Origin of the sequence: Rhodanobacter sp. IGA1.0 (assembly GCF_040208325.1) — a bacterium.
Taxonomy (GTDB): Bacteria; Pseudomonadota; Gammaproteobacteria; order Xanthomonadales; family Rhodanobacteraceae; genus Rhodanobacter; species Rhodanobacter spathiphylli.
The window spans coordinates 67,118-85,569 of sequence record NZ_CP157948.1 but is presented as its reverse complement, the minus strand read 5'-3'; the positions used below and the strand labels follow the sequence as shown (position 1 = coordinate 85,569).

17 protein-coding genes are annotated in these 18,452 nt (G+C 68.1%); 13 read left to right on the top strand and 4 right to left on the bottom strand.

The window, feature by feature from the left end; all coding sequences use genetic code 11:
- Positions 1–22 precede the first annotated feature (22 nt).
- Positions 23–739, bottom strand: coding sequence for a TorF family putative porin (locus ABNK63_RS00405; RefSeq protein ID WP_157582352.1), 717 nt, complete (start codon positions 737–739; stop codon positions 23–25).
- Positions 740–1,120: 381 nt separating this feature from the next.
- Here ABNK63_RS00405 and ABNK63_RS00400 point away from each other — a divergent pair, with 381 nt between their 5' ends.
- Together ABNK63_RS00400 and ABNK63_RS00395 are read left to right on the top strand one after the other, a co-directional pair.
- The gene (locus ABNK63_RS00400) at positions 1,121–1,918 is read left to right on the top strand and encodes an undecaprenyl-diphosphate phosphatase (protein ID WP_350016347.1); all 798 of its coding nucleotides are present in this window, start codon (positions 1,121–1,123) and stop codon (positions 1,916–1,918) included.
- A 7-nt stretch (positions 1,919–1,925) separates the two neighbouring features.
- A complete protein-coding gene (locus ABNK63_RS00395; protein WP_040673543.1) occupies positions 1,926–3,470 on the top strand; it encodes a winged helix-turn-helix domain-containing protein in 1,545 nt (514 codons plus the stop codon).
- Here ABNK63_RS00395 and ABNK63_RS00390 read toward each other — a convergent pair.
- The gene (locus tag ABNK63_RS00390) at positions 3,467–4,501 is read right to left on the bottom strand and encodes a serine hydrolase (protein ID WP_350016346.1); all 1,035 of its coding nucleotides are present in this window, start codon (positions 4,499–4,501) and stop codon (positions 3,467–3,469) included. The genes ABNK63_RS00395 and ABNK63_RS00390 overlap by 4 nt on opposite strands.
- Positions 4,502–4,700: 199 nt before the next feature.
- Positions 4,701–5,660, bottom strand: coding sequence for a LysR family transcriptional regulator (locus ABNK63_RS00385; RefSeq protein ID WP_007809700.1), 960 nt, complete (start codon positions 5,658–5,660; stop codon positions 4,701–4,703).
- 142 nt (positions 5,661–5,802) lie between these two features.
- On the opposite strand from ABNK63_RS00385, the gene ABNK63_RS00380 reads away from it, so the two are divergent.
- From ABNK63_RS00380 to ABNK63_RS00365, 4 genes are all read left to right on the top strand, one after another.
- The gene (locus ABNK63_RS00380; protein WP_350016345.1) at positions 5,803–7,044 is read left to right on the top strand and encodes an efflux RND transporter periplasmic adaptor subunit; all 1,242 of its coding nucleotides are present in this window, start codon (positions 5,803–5,805) and stop codon (positions 7,042–7,044) included.
- Positions 7,045–7,240: 196 nt separating this feature from the next.
- Positions 7,241–10,432: an efflux RND transporter permease subunit gene (locus ABNK63_RS00375; RefSeq protein ID WP_350016344.1), complete on the top strand. Its 3,192-nt coding sequence runs from the start codon at positions 7,241–7,243 to the stop codon at positions 10,430–10,432.
- Positions 10,432–11,874 (top strand): TolC family protein, encoded by a 1,443-nt coding sequence (locus ABNK63_RS00370; protein WP_350016343.1) that lies wholly within the window; start codon positions 10,432–10,434, stop codon positions 11,872–11,874. Before ABNK63_RS00375 ends, ABNK63_RS00370 begins: the two co-directional genes overlap by 1 nt.
- Positions 11,871–12,611, top strand: a complete 741-nt coding sequence (locus tag ABNK63_RS00365; protein WP_350016342.1) for an SDR family oxidoreductase — start codon at positions 11,871–11,873, stop codon at positions 12,609–12,611. Before ABNK63_RS00370 ends, ABNK63_RS00365 begins: the two co-directional genes overlap by 4 nt.
- Positions 12,612–12,838: 227 nt before the next feature.
- Here the strand turns inward: ABNK63_RS00365 and ABNK63_RS00360 are convergent, their stop codons facing one another.
- Entirely contained in the window at positions 12,839–13,264 is a 426-nt protein-coding gene (locus ABNK63_RS00360; protein WP_350016341.1) for a nuclear transport factor 2 family protein, read from the bottom strand.
- On the opposite strand from ABNK63_RS00360, the gene ABNK63_RS00355 reads away from it, so the two are divergent.
- From ABNK63_RS00355 to ABNK63_RS00325, 7 genes are all read left to right on the top strand, one after another.
- Positions 13,263–13,616 carry a hypothetical protein gene (locus ABNK63_RS00355; protein WP_350016340.1) on the top strand — a complete coding sequence of 118 codons (354 nt, stop codon included), beginning with the start codon at positions 13,263–13,265 and terminating at the stop codon, positions 13,614–13,616. The two genes, ABNK63_RS00360 and ABNK63_RS00355, sit on opposite strands and share 2 nt — an antisense overlap.
- 2 nt (positions 13,617–13,618) lie before the next feature.
- A complete protein-coding gene (locus ABNK63_RS00350) occupies positions 13,619–14,818 on the top strand; it encodes a M23 family metallopeptidase (protein WP_350016339.1) in 1,200 nt (399 codons plus the stop codon).
- 472 nt (positions 14,819–15,290) lie between these two features.
- Positions 15,291–16,376: a histidine kinase gene (locus tag ABNK63_RS00345; protein ID WP_350016338.1), complete on the top strand. Its 1,086-nt coding sequence runs from the start codon at positions 15,291–15,293 to the stop codon at positions 16,374–16,376.
- Positions 16,373–17,128, top strand: coding sequence for a response regulator (locus ABNK63_RS00340; protein ID WP_350016337.1), 756 nt, complete (start codon positions 16,373–16,375; stop codon positions 17,126–17,128). Before ABNK63_RS00345 ends, ABNK63_RS00340 begins: the two co-directional genes overlap by 4 nt.
- A 128-nt stretch (positions 17,129–17,256) precedes the next feature.
- Positions 17,257–17,628 carry a hypothetical protein gene (locus tag ABNK63_RS00335; protein ID WP_350016336.1) on the top strand — a complete coding sequence of 124 codons (372 nt, stop codon included), beginning with the start codon at positions 17,257–17,259 and terminating at the stop codon, positions 17,626–17,628.
- A 50-nt stretch (positions 17,629–17,678) separates the two neighbouring features.
- Complete coding sequence (locus ABNK63_RS00330) at positions 17,679–17,849, top strand: hypothetical protein (RefSeq protein ID WP_350016335.1); 171 nt, start codon at positions 17,679–17,681, stop codon at positions 17,847–17,849.
- Entirely contained in the window at positions 17,833–18,432 is a 600-nt protein-coding gene (locus ABNK63_RS00325) for a hypothetical protein (RefSeq protein WP_235580612.1), read from the top strand. The genes ABNK63_RS00330 and ABNK63_RS00325 overlap by 17 nt, the downstream gene beginning before the upstream one ends.
- Positions 18,433–18,452 lie beyond the last annotated feature (20 nt).

The window sequence follows — 18,452 nt, the reverse complement described above, 5'->3', positions numbered from 1 at the left end:
GGCGGCTCCGCGGGAAATGGAATCAGAACGACCTGGCCAGGCTCAGCAGCGCCGTGGCGCGGCCCAGGTAGCGGCCTTGCGCATTGGTGTAGACGGAACGGCGCGCATTGCTGTCGTAGTAGCCCAGCGCCACGGACCAGGTGCTGCCGAAGTTGCGGGTCACGCCGAGCTTCCAGTCGCTGTACGAGGCGCCGGGCACGTTCTCCACGCGCTGGTGGCCGGCATGCGCGTTGAGCTGCCAGCCCGGTGCGAGGGGCTGGTTCCACGACAGGTCCAGATAGCCGCTGTGCTCGCTGTCGGCATAGCCGAACAGGTTGGTGAGGGCGTACGAGTACTTCAGTGACAGGCTTTTCCAGCCGAGCGCGGCGTAGAGCTCGCTGGTGTTCGGCAGGGTGAAGCCTGCCGGGTAGCTGCCCGGGTACTGGTAGCGATACGCGCCGAGGTCGACGCTCCAGTCACCACCGAGGCTGCCGCGCCAGCCGCCGTAGAAATCCAGCTCCACGCTGCTGGAAACCGGCGCGGCCGTGGTCGAGCCATCGGACAGCCAGCTCACATTGCTGCCCCAGCCGCCGACATACCAGCCGCCGGCATGATCGAACTCCGCCCCGGCCTGCATGGCGGGCTTGCGGTTGCTCTGCGACAGCCCGCGAAACAGGTAGTCGCTGACCACGCCGGCATTGCCGACCCACTGGCTGGCCGGCGCCTCGCCGGCCACTGCCGGCGTCATCGCCGATGCCATGCAGGACGCAGCGAAGAACCGCACTGCCAATCCGTATCGCGTCATGAATTCATCCCCCTGCGTTCGGAGCTTGCGGCAGATGGACGTCCAGACGTCCGTCCATCTTTGTCGGTTCACGCTTTGCATGACCCTCAAGCCGCTTCAGCAAGCCGCGTGCCAGCGGGCGCAGGCCTTGCTGCAGCCCGATCCCGGCTGCAGCCGGGCCTCCGCCATGGGGCCTCCGCACCAGTCGCACGCGCGGAGCGGGGGGCTTTGCACCGTTCCAGTGCGCTGCGCGTTCGATGCCGACGCCGCCTGGCCGCGCGCCACCGTGGGGCAAAACCCGTAAGCTATGGCGCCTGCTGCCGGCCGGCACCCTCCATCCACGCAACGGACTTACCCGTGATCGATCTGCTCCACGTCATCCTGCTCGGCATCATCGAAGGCATCACCGAATTCCTGCCGATCTCCTCGACCGGCCACCTGCTGATCGCGGAGAAGTTCGGGCTGGGCGCCCGCTCGGACCTGTTCAACATCGGCATCCAGGCCGGCGCGATCCTGGCGGTGACGCTGATCTACTGGAAGCGCATCTGGCAGCTGCTGACGCAATGGCGCGATCCGCTGAACCGCGACTACCTGCTGAAGCTGGCCGTCGCCTTCGCGATCACCGCCGTGCTCGGCTTCATCGCGGTGAAGCTGGGTTTCAAGCTGCCGGAGAAGGTGACCCCGATCGCGTGGGCGCTGGTGATCGGCGGCCTGTGGATGATCGCCGCCGAGCGGCTGGCCGCGCGCCAGCCCGAGCGCAGCGAGGTGACCTGGCGCGTGGCGATCCTGGTCGGCATCGCGCAGATGATCGCCGGCATCTTCCCCGGCACCTCGCGTTCGGCGGCGACGATCTTCGCGGCGATGCTGTTCGGCACCAGCAACCGCGCCGCGGCCACCGAGTTCGCCTTCCTGGTTGGCATTCCCACCATGTACGCGGCCACCGGCTACGAACTGCTGAAGGTGGTCAGGGACGGCGGCGCGGTGCACGAGGACTGGACCGCCCTGCTGGTCGGCTTCGCGGTCTCGGCGGTCGTCGCGTTCATCGCGGTGAAGTGGCTGCTCGGCTACATCCGCACGCACACCTTCACCCCGTTCGCGATCTACCGGATCGCGTTTGGCGTCGCGCTGTTGCTGTTCATCCCGGCGGGAACCTGAGCCCCACATGACCCGGATGCGCCTGCTCGACCTGATCGTCGACACGGCCAGTCAACGGGTCACCCGCGACGGCGTGGCGCTGAACGTTGCCGGCCTCAATTTCCGCCTGCTGGCCTGTCTGCTTGCCAGCGGTGACGCGGTGGTCGACATCGACACCCTGATGGCCGAGGTCTGGGCGCCCGCCGTGGTCAACGAAGAGACCGTAACGCAACGCGTGAAGCTGCTGCGGCAAGCGCTTGGCGACGACAGCCGGCAACCGCGCTACATCCGCTCGGTGCGCGGGAAGGGATATCAACTGTGCCGTGCGCCGGAACCTGCCGAGCCGGGCCGGAAGCCGTCCCGGCCCTGGCTTGCCGCCGGCTCAGCGCTCATTCTCGTGCTTGCCGGTGCGGGCTTCTGGCTGGCCTCGTCGCGCTCGGCGGCGCCTGACCCGGTCAGCCCGCTGGTGCGCCGCGCCGCCTACTATGCCGTCATCGGTCAGCCCGAGAATAACGAGCGCGCGTTATCGCTGTACCAGCAGGCCTTGCAGGCCAATCCCGATGACACCCGGGCCATGCTCGGCCTCAGTCGTGCATCCAGTGCGCGGGCATGCCTGTTCAATGGCGGCCGTGCCGACATCGCCCAGGGCGAGGCGATGGCGCGGCGCGTGCTGGCGCGCGATCCGCGCAACGCCGCCGCATGGGCCGCGCTGGGTTACGCGCAGGACTGCGCCGGCCGCATCGACGACGCGATCGCCGGCTATGACCGCGCCATCGCGCTTGATCCCGCGGACAACGCCACCCGCGCGTCGGTGGCCTATCTTTACCAGGAGAAAGGCCGACTGGCCGACGCCTTGCGCCTGAACCTGCAGGTGCCGGCCGAAGCACCGCGGGTACGTTTTCGCGACACGCAAGTGGCGCGCGAACTCGAACTGCTCGGCTTCACCGCTGCCGCGGACGCGCGCTTCGCGAAGATCTTCCAGCTGGACCCGGACAACGTCTTCAACAATATCGCCTGGCCAAGGTCGTTGTACACGCAGGGACGCCATGGCGATGCGCGCGTGGCGCTGGCCACTGCGTTGTCGCGGCACACGCCGCACCCGGACCTGCTGGTGTTGCAGGGAGAACTGGCGCTGCAAGGCGGCGATCGTGCCGGCGCCGTGGCCGCATTCCGGAAGGCGGTTGCACTTCGTCCAGAGGCGACCTTGCCGCAGACCTTGCTGGCGCTGTATGGGGAACCCCGCGTGGCGAATGCCCGGATCGATCAGCGCATCGCCGAACTGACCTCCGAGCTGCGGCAAGGCCAGCCATGGCCAGGCAGCATGCTGGAAATTGCGATCCTCGAACTGGCCCACGGCAACCGGAACGGCGCTGTGGCGGCGATAGCCCGCGCCATCGATGCGGGCTATCGGGACCGCGCCTATCTGCAGGTGTCGCCGCTGTTCGCGGCGCTGGCGGGCGACCCCGATTTCGCCCGCCAGCTGGCTCGCATCAACGACGACGTCACCCGGCAGCGGCAGCAGGTGCTGGCCGCCGACTGGAAGCCCGCCGGCCTGCCGCCAGCCACGCCCTAGGGTGTGGTTGCGCCGAGGATGTAGCGGCTGATGATCTCGCGCGACTGCGGATGGGCGTAGCGCTGGTTGTAGGCCGTGCTGGTGACCACCGCCACCAGGTGACGTTCGGGCACCAGCAACACGTAGTTGCCGCCGTTGCCGGACATCGACCACGCCGCGACGTCCTTGCCGTCGACCGTGAAGTGGAAGTGCCACCACAGGTAGCCGTATTCCGCGTCCTCGCGCGGCTGCGCATGCGGGGTCGTCATCGCCTTGATGTAGTTGGCCGAAATCACCTGCCTGCCGTTCCAGCGGCCATCATCGAGCACCAGCTGGCCGATCTTCGCCAGATCGCGGGTGCGGTAGCGCGTGCCGCCACCGCCCATGCCGATGCCTTCCGGCGACGTGTTCCACTTCACCGCGGTGATCCCAAGCGGCTGTTCCAGCACCTGCGCCGCGAACCGGGCGAGCGGCTGCCCGGCAGCGCGCTCCACCGCGGCGCCGGCCACGAAGGCGCCCGCGGTGCAGTAGGAAAACGAACGCCCGAACGGGCTGTCCGCCGGCTTGTCCATCCACGGCGCGAAGCCCTTCACCGGCAGCGCCAGGGCGAAGTCCAGCCAGCGCTCGGTGACGTACATGCGCTCTTCGTTGCCGCTGGAAAATTCGTTCTCGTCGTTGCACTCCCACAGCGAGCTCATCGTCAGCAGGTCTTCGAGCGTGGTTTTGGCCAGCCGCGGGTCCGCCGGCTTGTGGCCGGGGAAGAAGTCGTAGACCGGCGCGTCCACCCCGCTGATCAGATGGCGATCGATCGCGGCGCCGACCAGCAGGGCGGTGATGCTCTTGCTGGCCGAGCGCACGTCGTTGAGGGTGTCGGCCGTGCTGCCGTTGAAATAGTGTTCGTAGACGGTCTTGCCGTCCTGGACCACCATGATGCTGGTGATGTCCTTGTAGGTCTTGTCGGCGATCTTCGCCTCGACCGAGCTCAATCGGGCAAGGTCGGTGGCGTGGACGGTGGTGGTGGCGAGCAGCAATGTGGCAAGCAGATGTTTCATGGGAATTCCTGGCAATGCGGTCGATCGGCCGCTGGCGCATGAGGCCAGAGCGGCGGATGAAATGCCGGAAACGCACCTGAAGAATTATGAAGTTGCCGCTCAAGCCGGCAGCGAGGGCTTGCTGCCGCTCACTCGCCGGTCGCGATCCGGCGCACGGCCGAGCAGTGTGGCCCTGCCCGTGCCGGCGCCAGCGTGACGGTCAGGCGACGGCGGCCAGGGGCTTCTCGCGCACGGGCCTGGGCACGCCAGGCGTGGCGATCGTGCACTGGTTGGTGCGGTCGAACAGCTCACGCACCCACTCGATGAAGGCCTGCACCCGGGCAGACAGGTGCTTCTTCTGCGGATAGACGATCCACACCGGCTTGCCGGTGGAGGTGGTGTCGGTCATCACCAGTTCGAGCATGCCCTTGTCCAGCAGGCAGGCCGCCATCATCCGCGGCATCTGGGTGATGCCCATGCCGGCCGCCACCGCCTGCAGCACCGATTCGCCGTCGTTGATCAGCATGTGCGCGTCGATGTCCACGCTCATCTGGCCGCCCGGCGTGTCGAACTGCCACTGCCGCGGGCGGCCGTTCGGGTAGACGTAGTTGATGCAGCGGTGGTCCTTCAGGTCCTCGATGCTGCGCGGCGCGCCGTGTTTGCGCAGGTACTCGGGCGAGGCGCAGACGACGTTGCTGAGGTAGCCGATCTTGCGCGCGATCAGGCTGGAATCCTCCAGCTCGCCGACGCGAATCGCGCAATCCAGGCCTTCGCCGTTGAGGTCCGAGGGCGAGTCGCTCATCGACAGCTCCAGCCGGATGTCCGGGTAGCGCTGCTCGAACTCGGTCAGCCGCGGGATCACCGCGGCGCGACCCACCGACAGCGAAATGCCCACCCGCAACTTGCCGGCCGGCTTGCTGTTGGCGAAGTTCAGCGCCTCGGTGGCCTCGGCCAGGTCGGCGAGGATCTCCTTGCAACGTGCATGGAACGACGCCCCGTCGTCGGTCAGACGCAGGGAGCGGGTGGAGCGGAACAGCAGCCGGGCGCCAAGCTGGGTTTCCAGCCGGGAAACCGCCCGACTGACGCCGGAAGGGGTCATGCCCAGCTGGCTGGCGGCGGCGGCGAAACTCTTGGCCTCGACCACGCGGACGAAGGTCGATATGGCGGAAAAGTCTTCCATTGCTTCAATTCCTCGTCGATTCGTGACTGTGGCGCACGAGTGTAATGCGCAAGAACCGGGTTTTCTATACCGACAAGTACACCTATTCTCTCGACCCTCGCCGGGAACCCCTGCCCGGCCACCAAGGTTCTGGGAGCGCAAGATGAAAAAACAATGGATGCTGGTCCCGCTGATCGCCGTCACCGTGCTGGGCAGCTGGGTGCTGCTGCACGGCACCGACAGCCAGGCGCAAACCCCCGCCGGCGGTCCGCCGCCCGAAGTCACCGTGGCCCAGGCGCTGACCCGCAAGGTCAGTGACAGCGCCGATTTCACCGGCCGGCTGGAAGCGGTCAACACGGTGCAGGTGCAGCCACGGGTCGGCGGTTTCGTCGAGTCGGTGCACTTCCAGGAAGGTGCACTGGTGCACAAGGGCGACGTGCTGTTCCAGCTCGACGCCCGCCCGTACCAGGCCGAGGTCGATCGGCTGGTCGCCAACCAGGCGCAGGCGCAGGCCGAACTGAACCTGGCGCAGACCAACCAGCGCCGCGCCGAAATGCTGCTGGCCCAGCACGCGATCGCGAAGCAGGAAGCCGATCGTCAGGACACCACCGCGCAAAGCGCGCGGGCCCAGCTCGGTGCGGCCACCGCCGCCCTGGCCGCGGCGCGGTTGAATCTGGACTTCACCAAGGTGCGCTCGCCGATCGACGGCCGCGTCAGCAACGCCCGCGTCACTCCCGGCAACCTGGTCACCAGCAGCGACGTGCTGACCAGCGTGGTCTCGGTGAACCCGGTCTATGTCTACTTCGACGTCGACGAGCAGACCTGGCTCAAGCTCGACCATCTGCGCGCCAGCGCGAAGCAGGCCGGCCACAACGCGCGGATCGAGGCGGCGATGGGCCTGGCCGACGAGTCCGGTTACCCGCATGAGGGTCGCCTGGACTTCGTCGACAACCAGCTGCACACCGGCTCCGGCACGATGCGCCTGCGCGCGGTGTTCGACAACGCCGACGGTCTGTACACGCCCGGCCTGTATGCCCGCGTGCAGCTGCAGAGCGGCCAGGCGAAGTCGCGCGTGCTGGTGGATGACCGCGCCATCGGCACCGACCTCGGCAACCAGTTCGTCTACGTGGTCGACAAGGATCACAAGGTGCAATACCGCAAGGTCGACACCGGCGCCTTGTTCCACGGCCTGCGCGTGATCGACAGCGGCGTGCAGCCGAGCGACCTGGTGGTGGTCAACGGCCTGCAGCGCGTGCGTCCCGGCGTCGAGGTCAATCCGCAGAAGGTGGCGATGAGCTACCGGCTGCAGGCGGCGGACAAGGCGCTGGTCGAGCGTGGCGCCACCGCACCGAAACAGGATGTGGAGCTGGCTGCCGCGGCTGCGCCGAAACGACCGCAAGGCTGACGACGCGCTCCCTCCCCTGCGACCGAAGGAAGTCCCCTTGCGGGACGTGCAGCAGGGGAGGGTTGGGGAGGGGTGAACTCCCTCCAGTCCGCCACAGAGCAAAAGCGTTACCCCCTCCCCACCTCCCCCTGCTGCGCAGGTGGAGGAGCAAAAGAAAGACCGAAGCCGCGAAACGGCTTCGTCGAGGACTCTTTGCATGAAAAACATCGCCCAATTCTTCGTCGACCGGCCGATCATGGCCGCCGTGCTGTCGTTGCTGTTCGTGATCACCGGCTCCATCGCGGTGTTCCAGCTGCCGATCAGCGAGTACCCCGAAGTGGTGCCACCGACCGTCGTGGTGCGTGCCGCCTACCCCGGCGCGAACCCCAAGGTGATCGCCGAAACCGTCGCCACGCCGCTGGAGGAACAGATCAACGGCGTGGAGGGCATGCTGTACACCTCCTCGCAGGCGACCAGTGACGGCGCGCTCACCCTGACCGTGACGTTCGCGCTGGGCACCGACCTCAACACTGCCCAGGTCGACGTGCAGAACCGCGTGGCGCAGGCGCTGCCGAAGCTGCCCGAGGAAGTGCAGCGACTCGGCGTGACCACGCAGAAGAGTTCGCCCGACCTCACCATGGTGGTGCACCTCACCTCGCCCGACCAGCGCTACGACATGCTGTACCTGTCGAACTACGCGCGCCTGCACGTGAAGGACGTGCTGGGCCGCCTGAACGGCGTGGGCGACGTGCAGATCTTCGGTGCCGGCGAATACTCGATGCGCGTGTGGCTGGACCCGCAGAAGCTGGCGCAGCGCTCGCTCACCACCGCTGACGTGATCAGCGCGATCCGCGAGCAGAACGTGCAGGTCGCCGCCGGTGCGCTGAACGCGCCGCCCGGTCCGTCCAACTCCGCCTTCCAGCTCAACATCAACACGCGCGGCCGGCTGGTCAGCGAGGACGACTTCCGCAACATCATCGTGCGCACCGACGCGAACGGTGGTGTCACCCACCTTAGTGACGTGGCCAAGGTCGACCTGGGCTCGAACAACTACGCGCTGCGCAGCCTGCTCGACAACAAGCCCGCGGTGGCGCTGCCGATCTTCGCGCGGCCGGGTTCCAACGCGATCCAGATCTCCGACGAAGTGCGCACCACCATGGCGCAGCTGAAGAAGGAATTCCCGCAGGGAGTGGATTACTCGATCGTCTACGACCCGACCGTGTTCGTGCGCGGCTCGATCGAGGCGGTGGCGCACACGCTGCTGGAAGCGATCCTGCTGGTGGTGCTGGTGGTGATCCTGTTCCTGCAGACCTGGCGCGCCTCGATCATCCCGCTGGTGGCGGTGCCGGTGTCACTGATCGGCACGTTCGCGGTGATGTACCTGGCCGGCTTCTCGCTCAACGCGCTGAGTCTGTTCGGACTGGTATTGGCGATCGGCATCGTGGTCGATGACGCGATCGTGGTGGTGGAGAACGTCGAGCGGCATATCGAACTGGGCGAAACGCCGCGCAACGCGACGCGCAAGGCGATGCACGAGGTCACCGGCCCGATCGTGGCCACCGCCCTGGTGCTGTGCGCGGTGTTCATCCCGACCGCCTTCGTCAGCGGCCTGACCGGCCAGTTCTATCGCCAGTTCGCGCTGACCATCGCGATCTCCACGGTGATCTCCGCGTTCAACTCGCTGACCCTGAGCCCGGCGCTGGCCGCCGTGCTGCTGAAGGGCCACGACGCGCCGAAGGATCGCCTCACCCGCGGCATCGATCGCGCCTTCGGCTGGCTGTTCCGTCCGTTCAACCGCATCTTCCATCGCGGCTCGGAGCGCTACGTGGGCGGCGTCAAGCGCATCGTCGGCAAGGGCAAGCTGGCGCTGGTGATCTACGCCGGCCTGATCGCGCTGACCTGGTTCGGCTTCTCGCACGTGCCGACCGGCTTCGTGCCGGGCCAGGACAAGCAGTACCTGGTGGCGTTCGCGCAGCTGCCCGACGCGGCGTCGCTCGACCGCTCCGAAGACGTGATCCAGCGCATGGGCGCGATCGCGCTGAAGCAGCCGGGCGTCGAACATGCCGTGGCCTTCCCCGGCCTGTCGATCAATGGCTTCACCAACTCGACCAACTCCGGCATCGTGTTCGTCACGCTGAAGCCGTTCGAGGAACGCCGTGACGCTTCGCTGTCGGCCGGTGCGATCGCCGGCGCGCTGAACCAGAAGTTCGCCTCGATCCAGGACGCGTACATCGCGGTGTTCCCGCCGCCGCCGGTGATGGGCCTGGGCACGATCGGCGGCTTCCGCCTGCAGATCGAGGATCGCGGCGACCGCGGCTTCGACGAGCTGTACCAGCAGACCCAGAACCTGATCGCGGCCAGCCGCAAGGACCCGGCGCTCGCCGGCCTGTTCTCCAGCTTCCAGGTCAGCGTGCCGCAGGTGGACGCCGACGTGAACCGCGAGAAGGCCAAGGCCGAAGGCGTGAACCTGGGCGACGTGTACCAGACCATGCAGGCCTACATGGGCTCGCTCTACGTCAACGACTTCAACCGCTTCGGCCGCACCTACCAGGTCAATGTGTCGGCCGACCCCGCGTTCCGCCACACGCCGCAGGACATCCTGCAGCTGAAGACGCGCAACGCGCAGGGCCAGATGGTGCCGCTGGGTTCGTTCGTCACCGTGCAGCAGGGTGCCGGCCCGGACCGCGTGCAGCACTACAACGGCTACGCCACCGCCGAGATCAACGGCGGCCCGGCGCCGGGCTACAGCTCGGGCCAGGCGCAGGCGGCGATGGAGAAGCTGGCGAAGGACAACCTGCCGAACGGCTTCAGCTTCGAGTGGACCGAGCTGACCTACCAGCAGATCCTGGCCGGCAACACCGCGATCCTGGTGTTCCCGTTGTGCGTGCTGCTGGTGTTCCTGGTGCTGTCCTCGCTGTACGAAAGCTGGTCGCTGCCGCTGGCGGTAATCCTGATCGTGCCGATGGTGCTGCTGTCCGCGATCGCCGGCGTGTGGCTCTCGGGTGGCGACAACAACATCTTCACCCAGATCGGCCTGATCGTGCTGGTCGGACTGGCGTGCAAGAACGCGATCCTGATCGTGGAGTTCGCCCGCGAACGCCAGCATGAAGGCATGAGCCGCCACGAGGCGGTGCTGGAAGCGGCCAAGCTGCGACTGCGCCCGATCCTGATGACCTCGTTCGCCTTCATCATGGGCGTGGTGCCGCTGGTTACCTCGCACGGCGCCGGCGCCGAGATGCGTCACGCGATGGGCGTGGCGGTGTTCGCCGGCATGCTGGGCGTGACCATCTTCGGGCTGATCTACACGCCGCTGTTCTACGTCCTGATTCGCGCCCTGGTCGAACGCCGCGAGGCGCGCGCAGCCGAACGAGCCGCGGCGCATGCGCTGCCGGCGCTGGAGAACCACTGATGAAAACGATGCTGAAGATCGCCGCGCTCAGCGCGGCCCTGATCCTCGCTGGCTGTGCCAGCGTGGGTCCCGACTACCACGCCGGGAAAATTGCCGCGCCGCAACTGCAGGGCCTCGACGCCGTGCAGGAAAGCAACGCGGCGTTCCAGGCCGCGTGGTGGAAGCAGTTCAACGATCCGACGCTGGACGCGCTGATCCAGCGGGCGGCGGCGAACAACCTCGACCTGCGCATCGCGGTGGCGCGGTTGCAGGAATCGCGGGCGCTGCTCAGCAACGCGAAGTCCGACCGTCTGCCGACCATCGACACCGGCGTGAACTACACCCGCAGCCGCGGCCAGCAGCCGGGCTTCAGCGACCAGCGCAGCACCACCACGACCTACCAGGCCGGCTTCGACGCGTCGTGGGAACTGGACCTGTTCGGCGGCGTGCGCCGCTCGGTGGAAGCGGCCGGCGCCGATCTCGGCGCCAGCGAGGCCGCGCTGCACGATGCCCAGGTCAGCCTGCTGGCCGAGGTCGCGCGCAATTATTTCGAACTGCGCGGCAGCCAGCTGCGGCTGGACATCGCCAGGCGCGACATCGACAACCAGCGCCAGACCGTGCACCTGACCGAAGTGCGCCAGCAGGTCGGCACCGGCGCGGAGCAGGACGTGGCCAGCGCCAAGGCCAGGCTCAGCGCGGTGCAGGCGCAACTGCCGCTGCTGCAGACCCAGGCCAGCGCCAGCGAGTACCGCCTCGCCGTGCTGCTCGGCGAGCGCCCGGGCGAGCTCGACATCGACGTGTCGCCGAAGAGCTTCACGCCGATCGCCACGACCTTGCCGATCGGCGACGCCGGCGACGTGCTGGCGCGCCGTCCGGACGTCCGGATGGCCGAACGCGAGTACGCCGCCGCCACCGCGCGCATCGGCGTGGCCAAGGCGGATTTCTTCCCGCACATCTCGCTGGGTGGCTTCCTCGGCTTCCTGTCCGGGCGCAGCAATGATTTCGGCAGCCCGTCGACGCGGGCGTGGTCGCTGGCGCCCAGCATCAGCTGGTCCGGCCTCAACGTGCAGCGCGTGCGCGCGAACCTGCATGCCAGCGAGGCACGCGCCGATGCGGCGCAGGCGAACTACCAGCGCAGCGTGCTGGAGGCGATCGAGGACATCGACAACGCGGTCACCGGCTTCAACCAGCAGCGCATCCGCGTCGACCACCTGATCGAGCAAGCCACGCAGAGCAAGCGCGCGGCCGACCTGGCCCGCGTGCGCTACCAGGAAGGCGCCACCGGCTTCCTCGAACTGCTCGATGCCGAGCGCACCCAGCTCGCCGCCGAGGACGACCTGGCCCAGGCCGAGGCGGCGATCAACACCCGCGCCGTGGCCTTGTACAAGTCGCTGGGCGGCGGCTGGCAGGCCTGCGGCGACGAGCAGTGCAGCGCCGTCGCCAAGGGCGACGCGGCCCCATGAGCCGGCCCGCCCGACGCGTCCCGGCGGCGCCCGCGACCACGCCGGTCTACCGCGTGGCGCTGGTCAGCGGCGCCAATCGCGGCCTGGGTTTCGAGGTCGCGCGCCAGCTCAGCGAGCGCGGCATGACCGTGCTGCTGGGCGCGCGCGATCTCGACAAGGGCCTGCATGCGGCGCGCAAGCTGGCCGGCGCAGCCGGCGAGGTGATCGCGGTGCAGCTCGACGTCACCCGGCAGGATCAGATCGACACGCTGGCGCGCTGGATCGAGATCACCTATGGCCGGCTCGACGTGCTGGTCAACAACGCCGGTGCCCACTATGACCCCGCGGTGCGGCCGGCCACCGCCGACATTGCCGCGGCGCGCGACGCGATGGACATCCATCTGTTCGGCAGCTGGAGGCTGTCCAGCGCGATGCTGCCGCTGATGCGCCGGCACGCCTACGGCCGCATCGTCAACGTCTCCAGCGGCTGCGGCGCCAGCACCACCGACAGCGCCAACTGCCCGGCCTACCGCGTCTCCAAGTCGGCGCTGAATGCGTACACGCGCGTGCTGGCGAACGAACTCGACGGCAGCGGCATCCAGGTCAACGCGGTCTGCCCCGGCTGGGTCGCCACCGACATGGGCGGCCCCGGCGGACGCCCCGTCGCCGACGGCGCAGCGGGCATCGTCTGGGCCGCCTGCCTGCCCGCGCCACTCACCGGCGGCTTCTATCGCGACCGCCAGCGCATCGCCTGGTGAGGCCGGGCAGGTCGGCTTGCCTGCTCCCGCTGCCGCGCGGGCCTGCTGGCGCGGGCGAGCTTCCGCGCGAACGGAGCCGGCCCGAGGTTTGAGGCCCGTCCCGCCGTTCGCCCGGAACGCAGGTGCGCAGCACCGAAGTCGAACGGCATCGACCCTCCACGCTCGATGGAACGGCGACGCTTTCCACCGGTGAGCAGCTTCCATCTTCGACGGGCAGACTCCCCGCGCTAGCCGGCACCAGCCGCGCTGTGCTGGGAGTACAGCGCGTGCCAACGCCCGTCCACGTAGACGAAGACGTCGCACGAACGCACACCGCTGGCCGCGCCCTGCTTCGGGTCGTGGAAGGTGAGGATCGCGGTGTCGCCGTGGATCACCACGTCCTGGCCCGACGGGTGCGTCTTCAGCCACGCCTCGACCTTGCGTCGCTCCTCGTCGTTGCCGCGGTTCTTCGCGGCGTGCGCCATGATCGTGGCTTTCGCATGCACCGTCCCGTCGGCACTGATCGAGCGGTACTCGGGCAGCAGCAGGGCGTCGAGCCAGGCGGTGTCGCCACCGAGTTCGGCTTCCAGCCAGTGCTGGTCGACCGCGATCACCGCTGCGCTCGAATGTTCTTCCTCATCGCTGCCTGTCGCCGTGGCGACGGTCGCCGCCATGGTCCAGTTCACCGCCAGCGCCAGCACGGCGGTGCACGCCACGGCCGCGGAAAACCTGCGTTGTTTGTGCATTGCTGCGACCCTCTTTGCGCGGACGATGCGCCGCCAGGCCAATGTGGGGCGCGTGCGCATGTGCCGCATCGTCGCGGTGACGAAGGTGCGCCATGCGGTGACAGGCGGATGCAGCGAGGCACCCGGCGGTCATGACATTGCACGGACCGCCGCCCGTACCGTCGCCGTGCCGCTTGTCATCGCCAGGTCGCCGGTCGTCACGGTATCGGCGACAACGGCATCGGCCACTGTCACCCTGCACGACTCCCGCGACGGCGTCATGACCAGGAACCGAGCGTAGCCATGCAACCTTCCCTTGCGACAAAGGCCTGGCTGGCCCTGGTGCTGGTCGCGGCCTGCGCCATCGCCCCCCGCGCACACGGCGCCCCGGTTGGCGATGGCCTGGACCTGACGATTCCGCTACCACCCACGCTGGTGCGCGTGGGAGGTCATGGGCAGCTCGACTATGAAGTGTTGCTGGCCAATCGCTCCGCCAGGCGCATCACGCTCGAGGAATTCGTCGTGGGCGACGGGCACGACGGACGGCCCATCGCGAAGCTGTCGGGCAAGACGCTGGATCAGCACATCGCTCGCTTCGGCGCGGTGCCTGCGCCCTCGTCGGACACGACATCTTCGCTGCCAGCCGCGGGAACAGTGATCGAGCCCGGCCAGCAGGTGGTGCTGTTCATCGATGTTTCCCTGCCGGGCCACCCCGGCATCGATACCCTCCGCCACCGCGTGAGCTATCGCGTTGCCGGCGCAAGCGGCAGGTCCCGGGTCAGCGACACTCCACTGGCATTGCCGCGGACCAGGCCATCGCTGCTGGCGCCACCGCTGCGCGGCGGGCCGTGGGCCGCGATCCATGACGCGGACTGGCCGCGCGGCCATCGGCGAGTGTTCTACCGCCTCGACGGCCACGCCCGCCTGCCCGGCCGCTTCGCCATCGACTGGGTGAAGCTGGACGAACACGGCCGTTTCGCCACCAGCGACGCCGACCTGGCGCAGGCATGGTACGGCCACGGCGCCGACGTGCTGGCGGTGGCGGATGCGCGCGTGGCGGCGGTGCGAGACGGCATGGACGAACCGACCCGCATCTCGCAGCGCACTCATCCCGTCCCCGCGGACGATGCGGGCAACTACGTGGCCCTGCAGCTTGCCGACGGCCGCTACGCGTTCTACGAGCACCTGCGCAAGAGCAGCATCCGCGTCGCGGTGGGCGAGCGCGTGCGCACGGGCCAGGTCATCGCAGCGCTGGGCTTCTCCGGCGAATCGACCGGTCCGCACCTGCACTTTCACGTCGCCGACGCGAGCTCTCCGCTCGGCGGCGAAGGCCTGCCGTTCGAAATCCGCAGGTTCGAACGGCTGGGCCGCTACGACGACATCGCCCGACTGGGCAAGCCGTGGCGGCCCGCCGACAGCGACATCGTCCGGCACCACGAATGGCCCGGCAGCAACACGGTGGTGAGGTTCGCCGATGATCCAGCGCCTGACGGCAGGCCGTGAATCCCGCCGACCGCCCGCCGGCGCGAACACGCCGTTCGTCAACGCGCCGGGGCCGGCTGTCACCGCAACGGCAACGCCCGATGCGGCGCGATGCCCGCCTCGGCGGCATCTGCTGCCGGGGTGAAGGCATGAAACGACGATCCGCGCGTTGCTCCTCGATCCTTGCGCCGGGCCTGGCGGCGGCGGCGACGATGGCTGCGTCCGCCGCGGCGAAGTCCGATACATCGGCCGCGGCCGGGCCGTGGCGACGGCAGCATCCACTTCATGCGCGCGAGTCCCGCCGATGGCCGCTTCCGGCTCGGCGTGAGCCACCACGAACACGGTCGCTGTCAGCGCACTGGCGCGAGGCACCGGGCGTCCGGAGTTCGACCCTGCGGAACCGCCCTGCCGTCCAGCACTGTTTCCTCCGGCGCCACGGCGGCACACTGCCGTCCTGGCGCGTCACCCATCGACCGGCGCGCGGGAGCATCGCGTGACCGGGCACGACACTACTCATTGGAAGAAGCACGCGCTGGCGTTCGCCTTCTGGACCGGGCTGGCGCTGTCCTATGCGCTGAGCGGCGGGCTGTCCTCGATCAGCGAGGGCTATCCGCCGAGCTGGCTGCGCGCACTCAGCTGGAACCTCTCCAACTCCTGGTTGTGGATGGCGCTGGTGCCGCTGGTCGCCTGGCTGGGGCGGCAGAGCGCCACGCATGGCTGGCGCCGCTTCCTCGCCGTGCAGGTGCCGGCCAGCCTGGGCGTGGCGCTGCTGCAACTGCTCGCCCATCTGGTGCTGTTCTGGAACCTGAGCGGCCCGGGGCGGATGGAGGTGCACACGCTGGGCGCGTACATCCGCATGGAGTTTGCCTACAGCTTCCACCTCGCCGTGCTCACCTACTGGGTGATCCTGGTGGTGTTGCGCGGGATGGAATCACGCCGCCACCTGCGCGACGAGCGGCTGCGCCGCACGCAGCTGGAGACGCAACTGGCGCAGGCGCAACTGCAGGCGCTGCGCATGCAATTGCAGCCGCACTTCCTGTTCAACACGCTCAACGCGATCTCCGCGCTGGCGCTGGCCGACCCGCTGCAGGCGCGGCTGATGATCGCCCGCCTGGGCGACTTCCTGCGGCTCACCCTGGAGCAACGCCACGCGCCGCAGGTGCCGCTGTCGCGCGAGCTGGAATTCCTCGCCTGCTACCTCGGCATCCAGCAGGTGCGCTTCCAGGACCGGCTCAGCACCGAGCTCGACGTGGACGACGACACGCTGGCCGCGGCGGTGCCGAACCTGATCCTGCAACCGCTGGTGGAGAACGCGTTGCGCCACGGACTGCAGGACAAGCCCGGCGCCGGTGTCCTGCGCATTTCCACGCGCCGCGACGGCGACCAGCTGGAACTGCGCGTCGATGACGACGGCCTCGGCCTGCCGCCGGCGGGTACGGCCGAAGGCATCGGCCTGGGCAATACGCGCTCGCGCCTGCGCATGCTGTTCGGCGACGCGGCGCAACTCGAGCTCAGCGCGATCCCCGGCGGCGGCACCCGCGCCGAAGTGCGCCTGCCCTACATCGAGCACGCCGCATGAGCACGCCGCGCCTGCGCACCGTGCTGGTCGACGACGAAGTGCTGGCGCGCCTCGCCCTGCGCCAGGCGCTGGCCAGCCACGACGAAGTGGACATCGTCGGCGAATGCGGCAACGCCGCCGAAGCGATGCAGGCCGTGCGCGTGCTGCGTCCCGACCTGCTGTTCCTCGACATCCAGATGCCCGGCATGGACGGCTTCGAGCTGCTCGACGAACTCGCCCCCGACCGCCTGCCACTGGTGGTGTTCGCCACCGCCTTCGCCGAACACGCGCTGCGCGCGTTCGACGCGATGGCGCTCGATTACGTGCTCAAGCCGATCGAACAGGCCCGCTTCGACCAGGCCATGGCGCGCGTCAACCAGCACTGGCAAGGCCTGCACGCCACCGCCGGCCCGGCGCTCGAAAGCGTGGCCGCCGGGGGCTACGCCCAACGCCTCAGCGTGCGCCACGGCGAACACATCCGCGTGCTCGCCGTCGACGACATCGACTGGATCCGCGCCGACGGCAACTACCTGCACATCCACGTCGGCCCCGTCCGCTACCTGCACCGCGACACCTTGCGCCACGTGCTGGCGCAACTCGACCCCGCGCAATTCCTGCGCATCCACCGCGGCACCCTGGTCAACCTGGCGCGGGTTCGCGAGGTGCATCCGATGTTCAAGGGCGGGGCCGAGGTGGTGCTCCATGACGGGACGCGGCTGGATCTGAGTCGGCGGTTTCGGGCGGGGGCGCGGAGCGTGCTCGGATTGCGTTGAAACACGTCGCATTGTCGCCGGCGAGCGTTGTCACCCATCCGCGTTGCGCACTACTCTTGCGGCAAGTTGGCGTACCTCCTTCGGCGAAATGCCACTGATTCCGGCTGATGCACCACAGGGAGATGAAGATGGACACAGGAAGTCCAAACCTCGCGGCACCCCCAGCGGACACGACACAGGACATCCTCGAGCTGACGGTCGAAGCCAACCTGATCGTCGCGACCGACGTGCAAGCCAATGCCTACGAACTCAGGAACGAGTTTCTTATGCAGCGGCGCCTGGCGCGGGTACGCTATCAAAACGGCGTGACCTTGCCGGCCAAGGCGAAGAAGCTCCGCGCCGACGCGAACCGCAAGGTGAGGCATTCGCGCACACTTGCCCGCAACATCTCGAAGGCTACTGGCCACACCAAGCACGCCCAGGCCGATGCGCATCACATCGTAGCTGTCGCAGACAAACGCGCGAGCCGTTCGCGTGCACTGCTCTTCCGCTGGGCATAGGCATCAACGACGCAGACAACGGCTCGTACCTCCCAAAGAAATGGACGTCAGTGGTCCCTGGTCTCGATGCGGCAACAGCGCACGAAGTCATTCACACGACGGCCTACCACCTCGCAGTGACCTCGCGGCTGATCCTCGCGAAGCCTTCGAACCAGGCAAACGGCCGGAAGGCTCTGCAGGACATCCGGTACGACATCCTCAATGATGAATTCGACTACTGAGGTGATGGAAGTGAAGGTATGGGAACTCAAAAGTGGCTCCGTCAATGACTTCGCTCCGTTGGTCTTTGCCAGCGACAAGGACGTCGAGTCGGGCATGTTCGACGCCACTGGCGCCAACCTCTCCTGGTCAAGCAAGCCCAAGGTCGAAGTGTTCGTGGAACCTGGAAAGAAGAAACCCAGGCCGCTGGCGGACGTCAGTGCGCTGACGCCTGGTGCCTTGGTCATGAATGACAAGTCGAAGACGGCGCTCGAGCCCTTCCTGTCACGTTTCGGGCAGTTCCTGGAGATGGACTGCGCGGGTGAATCGCGCTGGTTCTACAACGTGACGAATCTCATCCCATGCATCGACGAGGCTCGCTCGGCCAAGCGTCCGAGCGGCTCGATCGTGAAAGAAGCATTCATTGAGGAACGGGTGCCAGTCGACGCGGCCGTGTTCAAGGACCCGCTGACCGCCGCCGCGGTGCTCTATGTCAACGAAGCGGGCAAGGCTGCTCTGGAAACCATCATTGCCGATGCCGCCATCGTGGGCATGGCCTTTACCGAACCCGGTCCACCGCCGAAAAAGCCCCGCCCGCGTTACTGAGCCAACCTCAAGGGCCAGAG

Bases quoted from the DNA above. Each gene is read 5' to 3' on its own strand.
- ABNK63_RS00405 (WP_157582352.1), bottom strand. From the start codon at position 739: ATGGCATCGGCGATGACGCCGGCAGTGGCCGGCGAGGCGCCGGCCAGC.
- ABNK63_RS00395 (WP_040673543.1), top strand. From the start codon at position 1,926: ATGACCCGGATGCGCCTGCTCGACCTGATCGTCGACACGGCCAGTCAA.
- ABNK63_RS00390 (WP_350016346.1), bottom strand. From the start codon at position 4,501: ATGAAACATCTGCTTGCCACATTGCTGCTCGCCACCACCACCGTCCAC.
- ABNK63_RS00385 (WP_007809700.1), bottom strand. From the start codon at position 5,660: ATGGAAGACTTTTCCGCCATATCGACCTTCGTCCGCGTGGTCGAGGCC.
- ABNK63_RS00380 (WP_350016345.1), top strand. From the start codon at position 5,803: ATGAAAAAACAATGGATGCTGGTCCCGCTGATCGCCGTCACCGTGCTG.
- ABNK63_RS00375 (WP_350016344.1), top strand. From the start codon at position 7,241: ATGAAAAACATCGCCCAATTCTTCGTCGACCGGCCGATCATGGCCGCC.
- ABNK63_RS00370 (WP_350016343.1), top strand. From the start codon at position 10,432: ATGAAAACGATGCTGAAGATCGCCGCGCTCAGCGCGGCCCTGATCCTC.
- ABNK63_RS00365 (WP_350016342.1), top strand. From the start codon at position 11,871: ATGAGCCGGCCCGCCCGACGCGTCCCGGCGGCGCCCGCGACCACGCCG.
- ABNK63_RS00355 (WP_350016340.1), top strand. From the start codon at position 13,263: ATGGTCCAGTTCACCGCCAGCGCCAGCACGGCGGTGCACGCCACGGCC.
- ABNK63_RS00360 (WP_350016341.1), bottom strand. From the start codon at position 13,264: ATGGCGGCGACCGTCGCCACGGCGACAGGCAGCGATGAGGAAGAACAT.
- ABNK63_RS00350 (WP_350016339.1), top strand. From the start codon at position 13,619: ATGCAACCTTCCCTTGCGACAAAGGCCTGGCTGGCCCTGGTGCTGGTC.
- ABNK63_RS00340 (WP_350016337.1), top strand. From the start codon at position 16,373: ATGAGCACGCCGCGCCTGCGCACCGTGCTGGTCGACGACGAAGTGCTG.
- ABNK63_RS00335 (WP_350016336.1), top strand. From the start codon at position 17,257: ATGGACACAGGAAGTCCAAACCTCGCGGCACCCCCAGCGGACACGACA.
- ABNK63_RS00325 (WP_235580612.1), top strand. From the start codon at position 17,833: ATGAATTCGACTACTGAGGTGATGGAAGTGAAGGTATGGGAACTCAAA.